Raw genomic sequence first — 12,770 nt, 5'->3', positions numbered from 1 at the left:
ATACACAAAACCGCGGTTGGACTGAACGCCAATCGATCTGACCATTGGTTGTATTTCAGTCATTCTCGATTGCGACGGCGATCGTCTGCTCCCATACACGGCTACCGGGTGGCCTAGCGAGCGACCTGCGGGAGGGGGTCGACCGGCTCGTCCCCGCGGGCCCAGGTGGCGTTGACCTGACGGGACAGAAAGCGCAGCGACTGCTGCAGCGCCAGCCTTCCCGCTGGAATGCCCAGGTTGAACTGGTATTCATGGGGCAGGGCCGGGGAATAGTCACTGGGGAAGAAGAGGGGGGTGACCGGGACACCGAGCTCCCTGAGTGTCTCCGCCATAGCGCGGGACTGATCCTGCAGCGGATCGCCGTTGCCACTGGAGATAAATGTCGGCGGGAAGTCAGCCGTCAGGTATTGCCGTACGGAGATAGTGGCGAAATCAGGATTGTCGAGGAAGTTGCGGTCGCCGCTATAGGCCCAGAGAACGCTGTGCAGGAATTCACCGTGGGGACCGTTGAAATCCAGCTGTTCCAGGTCATAGGCGCCGCAGTAGAGCAATACCCCCGAAAGCTGGCGCCTGTGCAGTGGCGATTCGATACCAAGTAGATCGGCATAGGCGGGCGACGCAATGAGGTTGGCAACCTGCGCTGCAATCTGGGCACCTGCGGAATCACCAGCGAGAAAAACATGCGCCGTATCGAGACTGAGGCGTTCGGCATTCCGTTGCAGAAACTCCAGTGCCTGGCTCACTTGCTCTATCGGTCTCGGGTAGTGCGCTGCGGGCGCTAGCGAATAATCCAGAGCCGCCACTGCGTAGCCGTGTCCGGCAAGCAGCGCGCTGTAATTGGCGATCCCCTCTTTACTGCCCGCGACCCAGGCGCCCCCGGGGATCCAGACCACCAGGGGCAGGCGCCCGCCGCCCAGGTCTGGCAGGTAGAGATCGAGTAATGCATCCGGATCGTCCGGATCGTAGGGAATATTTTCCTGGGCGCGGACATAGGGCGGTCTCAGCGGCGCCAGGGCAGCGTTTAGCTGCGTGGTCTGCTTATCGAACGCCTGCCGTATCAGAATGGCCGACGGCCGGGGGGAGAGTTCAAACGCCGCGAAGATCGAGCCGGTGATGGCAAGCAGTAACAGGGTGACGACGGCCAGGGGCCGCAGGCGGCGCTGGTTGGGTGGCTGGGGATGGTTGTCCCGACCATCTTCTGTCATAGCATTCTGCCCCGACAGCGGGCGCCTTTATTCCGTGGGCCCCGCTCCCTGAGTGAAGAACCACACCAACAGCAGTAGCAATAGGGCGGCCAGTATGAGTGCGAGTCCCCGCAGCATCAGGGTTTTTGCGTATTCCGCCTCGCCGTGGAGGAGGGCGTAGGGCAGGCCGGTCAGGGGCCCGAGAAAAATCGACGGAATCCCCCACAGCCAGTCTTTGTTGCCCAGTGCCACCAATGCCGCCACCAGGCCGCCAAACCAGAAGATTGCCAGCCCTACTACGAACACCAAAAACAGCGGTAGCACCAGCCACTGGTGTGTGAGGTAAAAATGAATCAGAGCCTCTTCCGTCATCAATCGATATTCCTGTTGAGTCCGTGTATTTCACTGCCCCGAGTGCACTGGCAGGCTCTGGCCTGAAATCTCCGCAGCGCTGTCACTGGCGGCAAAAATACGGTAAAAAACGCCAGCTTAAGTGCAAAATTTTTTATGTGGGAACCCAGAATGTACAAGAAAAATGCCCTCTTTGCCCTGCTTGTGGCCGCCGGTGCGCTGCTGGCCCAGACCGCAGCGGCGGTCACCTACCTGAGTGCGGATCGGCTGATCGACGTGGAAAACGGCCGCGTCATCGAGTCGCCACTGGTGACCATCGACGGCAACCGCATCGTTTCGGTACTCCCTGATGCCACTCCTCCCGAGGGTGCCATTCGCCTGCAGGGGGCCACCCTGTTACCGGGACTGATGGACATGCATGTGCACCTGACTGGCTCTGCGGATCAGCACGGTTATCGCCGCCTCGCTCGCACCGCGGTGCGCTCCGCCATCACCGGGGTCAAAAATGCGCGAACCTCTCTGGATGCCGGTTTTACCACCATGCGTAACCTGGGGGCGCAGGGCTATGCCGATGTCGCCCTGCGTGATGCCATCAATGACGGCGATGTGCCAGGGCCGCGCCTTTTCGTGTCAGGCCCCGCTATCGGCATCACCGGTGGCCATTGCGACAACAACCTGCTGACGCATGAATTCGATGCCAAGGGCGGCGGCGTGGCAGATGGTCCATGGGGCGTACGCGCCAAGGTACGCGAGAACCTCAAATTTGGCGCCGATCTGATCAAGCTGTGTGCCACCGGCGGGGTGATGTCCAAGGGCACCGAGCCCGGCGCGCAGCAACTGGCGCTGGAGGAAATGCAGGCCGCCGTTGCCGAGGCCCGCAACCGGGGTGTGATCGTGGCGGCCCACGCCCACGGCACTGAGGGCATCAAGGCGGCGATCCGCGCCGGCGTGAATTCCGTCGAGCACGCCAGTTTCCTGGATAGCGAGGCCATTCGCCTGGCGAAGAAGCACGGCACTGTGCTGTCCATGGATATCTATGTCACCGAATACATTCTCTCCGAGGGGGAGAAGGCTGGCATCCTGCCCGAGAGCCTGGAGAAGGAGCGCCGCGTCGGCAGCCGCCAGCGCGAGAGCTTCCGTGAAGCCGTGGATGCCGGTGTGAAGATGGTGTTCGGTTCCGATGCCGCCGTTTATCCCCACGGCGAGAATCCGCGCCAGTTCTCGCGCATGGTGGAATTTGGTATGACGCCGTTGCAGGCACTACAGGCGGCGACCATCAATGCCGCCGAGTTACTCGGTCAGCAGGAGAATCTGGGCAGTATCCGCGAGGGCAAGCTTGCGGATATCGTCGCCGTCCCCGGTAACCCGCTGGAGGATATCGGTGTGATGGAAAAAGTGCAGTTCGTGATGAAAGACGGCACCGTCTATAAAAACGATGCCGTGACCTTCTAACTTCCACTCTATGCCACGCGCGGTGGATTCTGATCGCCGCGCAGGGCTTCTATCGGTCAGGTGCCGTAGGGCCATGTCTCCGGGGGCTCGCGGGCTTCCCATTGCTCGGGGATATCCAGTGGCTCCAGGGCCCGGGTCTGATCCAGATGGAACAGCACGTCGAACTGTTCCGTCACGTTCGCACGGAAATAATGGCTCTGGCCTTCGGTCTCCGGTCGGTAGATAACGCCGATAGCCCGCTCCAGCAGCGGCCGGTGCAGCGCGCACTCACCGACCGACTGCAGGTCGAGATAAAAGTCCCCGAGCCCGGTCTCATGGAGCAGCTTTTCCACACTGCCTTCCAGGGCGGGCCGCACCCAGCGGTGTTCCGCGGGCTGATCCCACTCACGCGCAGCGGTGACGTGGCCGGTGTAGGTAGTAAATCCCACCAGCAGAGCCTGTTCTTCGAGCTTTTCCCGTACCAGTTGTCCCACATTGATTTCATCCTGCAGGGCAGCGTCAGTTGCACGGGCATCACCGAGGTGCGAATTGTGTGCCCAGAGCGCGATCCTTGCCGGCCGGTCGCGTTGTTTGGACAGATACTGGCGCAGATCCATCACCGTATTCACCATGTGGCGGTCGCGCAGGTTCCAGGTATTCACGTCGGAAAAAAACATGCCGCGGTAGTAGGCCTCCGCATGGTGTACCACCCGCGCATTGCGCTCTGCGTAAAACTCCTCGTCTTCCGCCTTGGGCCCGTCGCGCAACAGCCACTGGCTGCGCCGCTCCATCATTTCCAGCAGCTGCTCCACGGCCGCTTTCTGGCAGGACTCGCTGATGCCCATGGCGGCCCGGTATCCGTAGCGCTGCGGATCATGGTGGTGATCCATGCAGGCGTATCTCTCCCGTGCGCGCCGCGCCGCGTCCGGATCGACGGTTTCCAGGTACTGCACCACCGCCGCGGCAGAGCGGTACATGCTGTACAGGTCCATGCCGTAAATGCCGGTCTGGTGTGCCCGCTCCTGGCGGCTGTTCCACAGGCGCAGCCACTGCACGAAGGAGGCCATCTCTGTATTGCGCCACATCCACAGGGGAAAACGCTCGAAATCTGCCAGGGCCTCCGCGGGAGAGTCGTCGCGATCGAGTCCATGCACATAGCGGTTGATGCGGGCGACATCGGGCCAATCGCCCTCGATGATGATGGCATCCAGACCCTGCTCCTCGATCAGCGCCCGGGTAATGGCGGCGCGCATTTCGTAGAACTCGTGGGTGCCGTGGCTGGCTTCACCCAGCAGCACCGTGTCGCAATGACCGGCGCGCTGCAGCAGTGGCCGATAATCGGACGAGTTGCCGGAGAGGCGTTGTGCCGCCGCTCGAATCGCCTCCGTAGAAGGGGATGAATCCGCCATATATAGCCCTGCGGTTGTCTCCTGCCTGTCGGTTGCAACGGATTGTAGGGTGAGGGGCGGCGCTTCGCGGGCTGGCACTTTGTTCCGGTGACCGGGCGGTTTAGCATGGGCCCCTGTTCCCGTGATGAGTGAGCACGCTGTGAACCAACAATCCGTTTTCACGGACACCAATGGCGCCGTCTTTACCATTCGCCTGCATCGACCGGATGTGCGCAATGCGGTGGATGGCCCCACCGCGGATCTGTTACGAGAGGCTTTCGAGGAATTTGAGCGCCGGGATGATTTGGCCGTGGCGGTTTTGACCGGTAGCGAAGGTCATTTCTGCTCCGGTGCCGATCTGCAGGCGCTCGGTGACCCCGAGCGGCGTAATACCGTTGAGTCCACGGGTACAGTGGCAGGGCCGATGGGGCCGACGCGCATGCTGCCCAGCAAACCGGTCATCGCCGCCATCTCCGGCTATGCGGTGGCGGGAGGTCTGGAGCTGGCGCTGATGTGCGACCTGCGCGTGGCGGATGCCACTGCGGTATTCGGGGTTTTCTGCCGGCGTTGGGGGGTGCCGCTGATTGATGGTGGCACCGTGCGCCTGCCGCGCATTGTCGGCCACGGCCGCGCCATGGACATGATTCTCACCGGTCGTCCGGTGGCTGCGGAAGAGGCGTTGCAGATGGGCCTGGTCAATCGACTGGTTGGCGCGGGCGAAGCACTCGGTGCTGCGCAGGAGATAGCCGCACAGATTGCGCGGTTGCCGCAGAAATGCCTGCGCGCAGACCGCGCCTCCGCCTATCGCCAGTGGGACCTCTCTTTGAAGGAAGCGCTCGAAGCGGAGGGGCAGGCCGGGTATCCGGTGGTCTTCGAGGAAGCGATCGCGGGTGCGGAGCGGTTCAGCAAAGGCGCTGGCCGGCACGGCGAATCCGAAGAGTAACCGTCAGGCACCGAAAAAGTTTAATCGAATTTGTGGAGTAGCAATTCCCAGCCTGCCTGCAATACCAGCTCCAGTTTTCGCAGAGACCATTTTTGCGGGGTCACCTGCTCGCCATTCAGATAGGTGCCGGTCACCTCGATACGCTGCCATTGTTCCGCTGGCACTTCTCTCAGGTTCTCTGACAGCACGGTGAAGTCCGCCAGCTTACCCACTTCGATGCTGCCACGGCTCTGCTCCTGGTGAATCTGCCAGGCAGCATTGATGGTGATCGCGCGAATGGCGGCATCCACGTCGATCTGTTCCCTTTCACCGAGCAGCTCGCTGTCGTTACGGGTTTGCCGCAAGACGGCTGTTCGCATCGCGCGGGTCGGGCCGAGCGGTGAGGAAGGGGAGTCCGTGTGAATCGTAAAGCGGTGGTTTGCTTTTTTCGCGCTGTTGATCGGCATAAAGCGCTCGGCACGTTGCGGGCCGACGATGGATCTGGAGAGAGCGTGGCCGTAGTAGTAGATATGATCGATGTAGAAGCTGGGTGTCACGCCGAGCTCGGCCGCGCGCTGCAGCTGTGAGGGGGTAATGAGGGCGGCGTGTTCGATTCGGTGCCGGTGATCTTCTCGCGGGTACTTTTGCTGCGCCAGTTCTACTGCATCGAGAAACTGGGCTACCGCTCGCTCACCCTGTGCGTGGGCAGATATCTGCCATCCCTCGCGATGGTAGCGCAGTACCAGCGCCTGCAATTGCTCATCGCTGAAAGTCAGGTGTCCACGGCTGCCGGCTTCGATCCCCAGGCGATTGCGGGTGAAATCGTTATCCAGGTAGGGCGATTCCATCGCCATGCCGCCGGCGTAAGGCGAGCCATCGACCCAGAGTTTCGGGCCGCGGACCTCGAATGCCCCGTCTCCGCTGTCGGGTTCAAAGCGGGTTTTATCGAGCTGCTCGAAAAGCGGATAAGTGAGCACCCGAACCGGTGCATCCGGGTGTTGGGCAACTGTGCGGAGAGCCTCGATATGCCTCGGGATAATGGGCTGCAACCCAGGTGCGGCAATCGTCGTGTAGCCGGTTGTCGCATAGGTTTCCAACTGATTGGTCAGCAGGTAGAGGTAGGCCGGCAGGGGGTATTTGGGGGTGGAAGCGGTAAACTTTGCCATTGCCCCCACTTCCATCACCAGGCCAGTGAAGTTGCCCCGTGCATCTCGCGCGAAATAACCGCCTTCGGGGTCCGGCGTGTCTCGATCGATGCCGGCCGCTGTGAATGCCAGACTGTTCGCAAATGCGGAATGAAGCGTCTGGGCAATGATCAGCAGCGGATTTTCCGGCGCGAGTCGGTCAAGTTCTGCCAGAGTCGGCGGTTCAAGGTCCGCGAGAATGGCCGGGTCCCAGCCATAGGCGAGTACCCACTCACCGGGATTCTTCTGTTCTATACCCCGCTTTAGTGCCGCGAATATTTCCGCACGGTTATTGTGTGTGAAACCTGAAACATCGACCACCTCACCCATCATGGCCGACAGGATCGGGTGGGTGTGAATGTCGATAAACCCGGGCATCAGAGTGTGGCCCTTGAGGTCGATCATCTCGGTGTCTTCACCGCCTAATTGCGAAACATCGGCGAAGCTGCCCACGGCGACAATGCGCCCCTCACTGACCGCGACTGCCTCCGCGAACGTGTTGTCCGGGTCCACCGTGACGATGTCACCACCATAAAGAATTTTCTCAGCGTGCTGTGGTGGCTTTACGTCAGTTTTTTGTTCAGGCTGGCAGGCGGCAAGGAGGAGGGTCAGCGCGACGACGAGCGGGAACCGGAGGGAACCACAGTGGATGGATCTATTCATTATTCTTGTTGGGTCTGGTGGAGCTTGGAGGCCAGTCCCGGCGAGTCTATCAACAAACATGGACCGGGAAGTGGCAGGCCACTGGAGTTGGCCTATTTTGACCAGTGATGGCCTCGTACCCGCAAGCCTCCGCAATATCACGATGCGGTTGTGCATGCGGGAACCCTTACCTGATGCCCGGCAGCATGAAATGACGTATGGGCGCAGGAACGCGGTCTTTTGTTCTAAAGTTTTGGCAAGAGCCCCGTTTGTGCCGGCCCTGTGCGGCATTTGGCGATATTTTAGCCTCCCTAGAGGGGCTTCCTGTTGCTATACTCCGCGCCCCTGACAGCAGCACCAAAGTTTTCCGGAGAGATCCATGTCTGATTCATTGTGCGATATTGGCTTTATTGGCGCGGGGGTGATGGGTAAGAACCTGATCCTGAACCTGGCCGACAACGGCTACCGCGTATGTGCCTTCGACCTGGATCACCACAAACTGGATGCCCTGCTGGAACAGGACGCCCGCGAGCGCGGCGACCAGCCGGCCCGCGTGGAGACCTGTAACTCCTACACCGAGCTGCTTTCCCGCGTGAAGGCTCCGCATCTGGTGATTCTCTCCGTACCCGCCGGCGCCCCGGTGGACGATGTCTGCAACAAGCTGCTGGATGCCGGCCTCAAGGCGGACGATATCGTGGTGGATACCGGCAACAGCCTGTGGACTGACTCGGTGACGCGCTGCAAGCGTTATGAGGGCAAGCTGATCTTCTTTACCACTGCCGTTTCCGGTGGTGAGGTGGGTGCCCGCTTCGGCGCCTCCCTGATGCCCAGTGGCGACCCGTATGCCTGGGCGCGCATCGAGCCCATCTGGCACGCCATCGCCGCCAAGGTGGACCCGAAGAGCGGCCAGCCGATCGAGCGCTTCGAGCCGGGTAACCCGGTCACCGAGGGTGAACCCTGCGCTGCTTACATCGGCCCCATCGGCTCGGGCCACTTCGTAAAGATGGTGCACAACGGTATCGAGTATGCCGACATGCAGATGATCTGCGAGGCTTACGATGTGATGCGCAGTGCGCTGGAGATGACTCCGGCAGAGATCGCCGAGGTTTTCCGTGAGTGGAATGAGGGCAAGCTGAACAGCTACCTGATCGATATCAGCGCCGAGGTTCTGGCCACGGTGGACGCCGAGACCCAGCAGCCGTTGGTGGATATCATTCTCGACCGTGCGGGCCAGAAGGGCACCGGCCTGTGGACCGCAGTGAGTAGCCTGGAAGTCGGCTGCCCGGCACCGAGTATCGCCGAGGCGGTCTTTGCCCGTTCCCTTTCCACCCGTAAAGTATTGCGCGGTCGCGCCGCCAAGAAACTGCACGGCCCCGACATCGGGCCGGTGCCGGAGGCCGAGCGCGCCGAAGCGATCCAGCAGCTGCACGACGCGCTGTATTGCGCGAAGATCTGTGTCTATGCGCAGGGCTTCGACCTGATGAAGCTGGCGGCGCGAGAGCAGGGCTGGCAACTGAACTTTGCCGAGATCGCCCGTATCTGGCGTGCCGGCTGCATTATCCGCGCGGTATTCCTGCAGTCGATCAGCGACGCCTACGAGCGGGATATCAAACTCTCCAACCTGCTGCTGGATGATTTCTTTATCGAGCAGATCGCTTCCAACCAGGGCAACTGGCGTCGGGCGGTGGCGGACGCCAGCCTGCGCGGCATCCCGGTACCGGCGCTGTCTTCCGCACTCAGCTACTACGATGCCTTCCGCCGTGAATCCCTGCCCGCCAACCTGTTGCAAGCCCAGCGGGATTTCTTCGGGGCGCATACCTTCTCCCGGGTCGATCGCCCCGAGAATGAGAAATACCACGTACAGTGGAGTGAGAAAGGCCGGCCGATGGTGAAGGTCTGAGTCACTCTTAGAAAAAAAGCCCCGGTTTACCGGGGCTTTTTTTATTTCAGAGTCCAAACCAACAGTTGGTGTTGATCAGCCTGTACTGGAGATCAATTGGTCTTGGGGAATCTTCGGAAAATATCGTCCACAGCACCTGCCAGTGCCGGCTGGGGATTCGCCATCATTTGTGACGTTACCTTTCGCTGCGCCCGGCCGCGCCACACCAGCTGTCGCTGCTGTACGTCCAGAACGTCGATGGTCAGGCGGCCTTCGGTGACGCGGTTCAGGTCCGTGGCGTGTCCCGGAGGAAGCTGACTGTAATATTCTTCGAGGAAGGGAAACCTGGCTGCGGCTCCACCGGTACTTCGTGCTCCGGGTACTTGCACGCGCTGCTCTGTATCGACGGCGAGATGCACCAGCAGGTCCGGGTTGCTGGATTGGGTGAGTCCACGGGCATTCATCTGCCGTGTCACTTCCGCGCGCAGGATGGCGGCCACCTCACCGGAGCGGACCGAATCCCCGCTCCGCACAAAACCGAATGTGCGGTACTGGCCCCAGCGCCCCTCAGCCGCAGCGCCGGATGATGTGGATGTGCCCGCGCAGGCAGCGACGAGCAGCGTCAACGCCAAGATTACGGCAGTGTTGACCATTTCCCTGAAAGCGATCCGGCCTTTCATCGGTTGTACTCCTTTCCATCGCGATGCTTTGCGCGCAGGCGCGGCTACGGGCTGCGATCCCCGCTGAATCAAGAATCAGCTTAGTTCATACGGGTATGGTCGAAGAGGGAAGGGTGGGGTCACTTCCCGCCGAGGCAGGCCTGCATGATGGTGACATCTTCGCCGTGGTAGCGCTCGCCGCGAAGCGATTGCCAGCCGAGCGACTCGTAAAAAGCCTCCTGGCCGGGAGTGAAGAGGTAGAGTACCTCCAGGCCGTTGGCTGCGGATTGTTCCATCACATGTCGGATCAGCTCGCTACCGAGGCCGCGGCCACGAAACTGCGGGTGCACATAGACGTTGGCGAGCCAGGGCCCAAGCTCGTGGTTGGTGTCCATGTCCTGCTCGAGGACTGAGGCGGAGCCCCAGACGCCTTCGTCATCGACAAGCACCCAGGTGGCCGGGACCGTGCCGCTCTCCAGTGATCGGCGCAGGTCATCGGCAAAGTCCTCCCGGGTCTGGTCAGGGTAGAGATGCTGCCATTCGTCAAAGTGCCAGCCGGCCAGCGTCTCGACGGCGCCAGAGTGATCGCGCAGGTCTTCTATACGCATCGGGGCATTGGGGTGGGGCGTCAGAGCATCACCTCCTCCACTTCTGCCGCCAGTTGATCCTGCTCGGCGCGGTTGGCACGGGCGACAATCTCCTCGACGCTGGCGCCCTCGCCGGCACCACCGAACGCAGCCACCAGATCGGTGAGCAGGGCGGAGATCTCCAGGGTCATGACCGAGAAATCGGCATCGAAGCGCTGGGCGGCATTCTCGCTGTCGGCGCTGTCTGCCTTTTCGACCAACTCGTCACTGAACTTGACCCGCTTGAGGGAGAGCTGGTGGTCGACCACGAACTCGACACCACCGTTCCACACCAACCCCAGCTTGTGCACCTGCATCCCGGCCACCAGGTGGTTGTGGATTTCCTCGGCGCACAGGTCCTGGTTCTTGCAGCGGATCACGCTGCCGCTGTCCTTGGGGTCGCGCAGCTCGCACTCGTGGCCGAACTCAAACCTGGCCGGTGCTTCCGGAGCCGTGAGCCAGTGGGTCATGGCCTGCTGGGGCAGGTTCTTGGCAGACAGGGGGATCACTGCCAGACTGCTGAGGGCCTCACGCAGGTGTTCCAGCAGTTCTTCCGCCGCAGATGCGGAAGAAGCATCCACTACCACCCAGCCGTCCCGCGGGGCGATATAGGCGTAGTGGAGGCGGGAGCGGGCAAACGCCTTCGGGCGCATCTCCAGCAGCACCTCGTCCTTAAGGTTCTGCTTCTCCTTGCGGCCCACCTGGCGGTGCTCCTTCTCGGAGATGGCCTGGGCCCGCTCTTCCACCTTCTCATTGACGACGCCGGCAGGAATGACCTTCTCCTGCTTCTTGGCACAGACCATCAGGTAACCGTTGGTGGCATGCACCAGCTCGCTGCCGTGGCGGCCCAGCGGCGGCACCCAGCCATAGCGAGCGGCATCCTGGCTGCCACAGGGCACAAACGCCTGCGGTTCCAGCAGTTCGTTCAATTTTTCAGCAGTGAGGTCAAATTCTTTGGTGAGGCGGTAAACGCGCAGATTCTTAAACCACATACATCGGGCCGTCTGTTGGGATTCTTTTCGTCGGTCGGCAATTATGCGGAATCGCGGCGGGAGGGGCTAGGGTAAACCGGGAGTTCTGAGTAACTGCCGAGTCAACGATGTGATCCCGCGTTACCGTGCCGCGATATGAACGATACGGCTGCTTAAATTGTGATCAACAGGGGCGGGTGTGGGTCGGAATCGCAGAAGTGGCCAGATCAATCGATTGGGCTGACCACACCACGCTCATGGATGCCAATGACATGGGTATAGATCATCGTGGTATTGATGTCGCTGTGCCCGAGCAGCTCCTGGATGTTGCGAATATCCGTACCCGAAGCGAGTAGCCTTGTTGCGAAAGAGTGTCGAAAGGTGTGGCAGCTGGCCTTCTTGCGGATGCCTGTCTCTGACAATGCTTTAGCCACGGCCCTGCGCACCTGCTGTTCCCCCAGGTGATGCCGGCGCATCACCTGACTGCGTGGATCCATCGATCGGTCCGGCGCCGGGAAAATATACTGCCAACCGGGGCTGGTGGCCGCATTCGGGTACTTTTTCGCCAGCGCATGGGGCAGATACACCGCCCCGAAACCCTCCTCCAGGTCACGTTTATGAATCGAAAGCGCCAATTCGATCTGTGCCTGCAGGGAGGGGGCAAGAGATTTGGGTAGCAATGTCCGACGCCACTTATCCCCTTTGGCCTCACGCACAAAAATGCACTGGTGGCCAAAGTCCACATCGTGCACCCGCAGCCTGACCGCTTCCATGACCCGCAGGCCTGCACCATACATTAGCGATACGAGTAATCGGTGGTGGCCTTGCAGTTTATCGATCACCGCGGTTGCCTCCTCGTGGCTAAATACGACCGGGAGACGTTGCCCCTTACTGGTTCTGTCGAAATCCAGCTTGCCAAGTTCAATGTTCAGGAACTGGCGATACAGAAATACAATGGCATTCAGGGCTGTTTTCTGTGTATTCACAGACACATTCCGCTGCGAGGCCAAGTGCCCCAACCACGCATCCACCTCGGCCTTGCCCATCTCCTCGGGCCTGCGCATCTTGTGAAAGCGAATATAGTCGCGTATCCAGCCGCAATAGGTCTTTTCCGTCCGGTATGCCAGCTGTCGTCCACGCATAAATGCGCGGAGTCTATCCATAAAACGGACCGGTTGTGCCGGAATTGGTACGGGTATGTCATCCATAAGCAACACCCTCCAGAAAACTGTTTGTTTATACAGTATAGGTGTCTTGTGACCAATACCGGGATGATATTGCAGTCTTCAAGAGCGTGATTCCTGCCGCTGGACTTCGGAGCACAAGAAATGCATTAAAGATCAATTAGTTATCGGTGGTATGTAAAAATCGGGATAGTGGTCGTAGCGACCGTTTTGCCCAGGCGTGTAATACGGTGTAATTGCTTGGAACCTTGACGCTGCGGGGCTTTGGGCGCATTCTGGCGGGAAATCTATTTTGAGATATGCGTCGTTGGGATAGTCGTCGTGATGACCAAGATACAAATGTTAAATG

General features: G+C 60.5%; 11 protein-coding genes. 3 read left to right on the top strand and 8 right to left on the bottom strand.

The features are described from left to right. Positions 1-113: 113 nt before the first annotated feature. Both AUP74_RS15185 and AUP74_RS15180 read right to left on the bottom strand, forming a co-directional pair. Positions 114-1,205, bottom strand: a complete 1,092-nt coding sequence (locus AUP74_RS15185) for an alpha/beta hydrolase (RefSeq protein WP_083261033.1) — start codon at positions 1,203-1,205, stop codon at positions 114-116. Positions 1,206-1,232: 27 nt separating this feature from the next. Beyond that, entirely contained in the window at positions 1,233-1,556 is a 324-nt protein-coding gene (locus tag AUP74_RS15180; protein WP_069948289.1) for a hypothetical protein, read from the bottom strand. Positions 1,557-1,706: 150 nt separating this feature from the next. On the opposite strand from AUP74_RS15180, the gene AUP74_RS15175 reads away from it, so the two are divergent. After that, positions 1,707-2,987, top strand: a complete 1,281-nt coding sequence (locus AUP74_RS15175; RefSeq protein ID WP_069948288.1) for a Xaa-Pro dipeptidase — start codon at positions 1,707-1,709, stop codon at positions 2,985-2,987. 56 nt (positions 2,988-3,043) lie between these two features. Here the strand turns inward: AUP74_RS15175 and AUP74_RS15170 are convergent, their stop codons facing one another. Further along, a complete protein-coding gene (locus tag AUP74_RS15170; protein ID WP_069948287.1) occupies positions 3,044-4,375 on the bottom strand; it encodes an erythromycin esterase family protein in 1,332 nt (443 codons plus the stop codon). Positions 4,376-4,514: 139 nt separating this feature from the next. On the opposite strand from AUP74_RS15170, the gene AUP74_RS15165 reads away from it, so the two are divergent. After that, positions 4,515-5,297 (top strand): crotonase/enoyl-CoA hydratase family protein, encoded by a 783-nt coding sequence (locus tag AUP74_RS15165; RefSeq protein ID WP_226999818.1) that lies wholly within the window; start codon positions 4,515-4,517, stop codon positions 5,295-5,297. 20 nt (positions 5,298-5,317) lie between these two features. Here AUP74_RS15165 and AUP74_RS15160 read toward each other — a convergent pair whose 3' ends face one another. After that, positions 5,318-7,123, bottom strand: coding sequence for an amidohydrolase (locus AUP74_RS15160; RefSeq protein ID WP_069948285.1), 1,806 nt, complete (start codon positions 7,121-7,123; stop codon positions 5,318-5,320). A gap of 358 nt (positions 7,124-7,481) precedes the next feature. On the opposite strand from AUP74_RS15160, the gene gndA reads away from it, so the two are divergent. Next, positions 7,482-9,002 carry an NADP-dependent phosphogluconate dehydrogenase gene (gene gndA / locus AUP74_RS15155; RefSeq protein ID WP_069948284.1) on the top strand — a complete coding sequence of 507 codons (1,521 nt, stop codon included), beginning with the start codon at positions 7,482-7,484 and terminating at the stop codon, positions 9,000-9,002. Between the two features lie 92 nt (positions 9,003-9,094). Here the strand turns inward: gndA and AUP74_RS15150 are convergent, their stop codons facing one another. The 4 genes from AUP74_RS15150 to AUP74_RS15135 form a co-directional block, all read right to left on the bottom strand. Continuing rightward, positions 9,095-9,661, bottom strand: a complete 567-nt coding sequence (locus AUP74_RS15150) for a DUF4136 domain-containing protein (RefSeq protein WP_069948283.1) — start codon at positions 9,659-9,661, stop codon at positions 9,095-9,097. Between the two features lie 119 nt (positions 9,662-9,780). Beyond that, on the bottom strand, positions 9,781-10,248 hold the full coding sequence (locus AUP74_RS15145) for a GNAT family N-acetyltransferase (protein ID WP_069948282.1): 468 nt from the start codon (positions 10,246-10,248) through the stop codon (positions 9,781-9,783). Positions 10,249-10,268: 20 nt separating this feature from the next. Beyond that, entirely contained in the window at positions 10,269-11,258 is a 990-nt protein-coding gene (gene rdgC, locus AUP74_RS15140; RefSeq protein WP_069948281.1) for a recombination-associated protein RdgC, read from the bottom strand. Between the two features lie 206 nt (positions 11,259-11,464). Then, complete coding sequence (locus AUP74_RS15135; RefSeq protein ID WP_226999817.1) at positions 11,465-12,400, bottom strand: integron integrase; 936 nt, start codon at positions 12,398-12,400, stop codon at positions 11,465-11,467. Positions 12,401-12,770 lie beyond the last annotated feature (370 nt).

The organism is Microbulbifer aggregans, from assembly GCF_001750105.1.
GTDB lineage: Bacteria > Pseudomonadota > Gammaproteobacteria > Pseudomonadales > Cellvibrionaceae > Microbulbifer > Microbulbifer aggregans.
Note: the sequence above shows the minus strand (reverse complement) of the source record. Positions and strands in the feature narration are given on the sequence as shown.

What these genes read in the sequence shown, in the direction of transcription:
- AUP74_RS15185 (WP_083261033.1), bottom strand. Translation starts at nt 1,205, where the DNA reads ATGACAGAAGATGGTCGGGACAACCATCCCCAGCCACCCAACCAGCGC.
- AUP74_RS15180 (WP_069948289.1), bottom strand. Translation starts at nt 1,556, where the DNA reads ATGACGGAAGAGGCTCTGATTCATTTTTACCTCACACACCAGTGGCTG.
- AUP74_RS15175 (WP_069948288.1), top strand. Translation starts at nt 1,707, where the DNA reads ATGTACAAGAAAAATGCCCTCTTTGCCCTGCTTGTGGCCGCCGGTGCG.
- AUP74_RS15170 (WP_069948287.1), bottom strand. Translation starts at nt 4,375, where the DNA reads ATGGCGGATTCATCCCCTTCTACGGAGGCGATTCGAGCGGCGGCACAA.
- AUP74_RS15160 (WP_069948285.1), bottom strand. Translation starts at nt 7,123, where the DNA reads ATGAATAGATCCATCCACTGTGGTTCCCTCCGGTTCCCGCTCGTCGTC.
- gndA (WP_069948284.1), top strand. Translation starts at nt 7,482, where the DNA reads ATGTCTGATTCATTGTGCGATATTGGCTTTATTGGCGCGGGGGTGATG.
- AUP74_RS15150 (WP_069948283.1), bottom strand. Translation starts at nt 9,661, where the DNA reads ATGAAAGGCCGGATCGCTTTCAGGGAAATGGTCAACACTGCCGTAATC.
- AUP74_RS15145 (WP_069948282.1), bottom strand. Translation starts at nt 10,248, where the DNA reads ATGCGTATAGAAGACCTGCGCGATCACTCTGGCGCCGTCGAGACGCTG.
- rdgC (WP_069948281.1), bottom strand. Translation starts at nt 11,258, where the DNA reads ATGTGGTTTAAGAATCTGCGCGTTTACCGCCTCACCAAAGAATTTGAC.
- AUP74_RS15135 (WP_226999817.1), bottom strand. Translation starts at nt 12,400, where the DNA reads ATGGATAGACTCCGCGCATTTATGCGTGGACGACAGCTGGCATACCGG.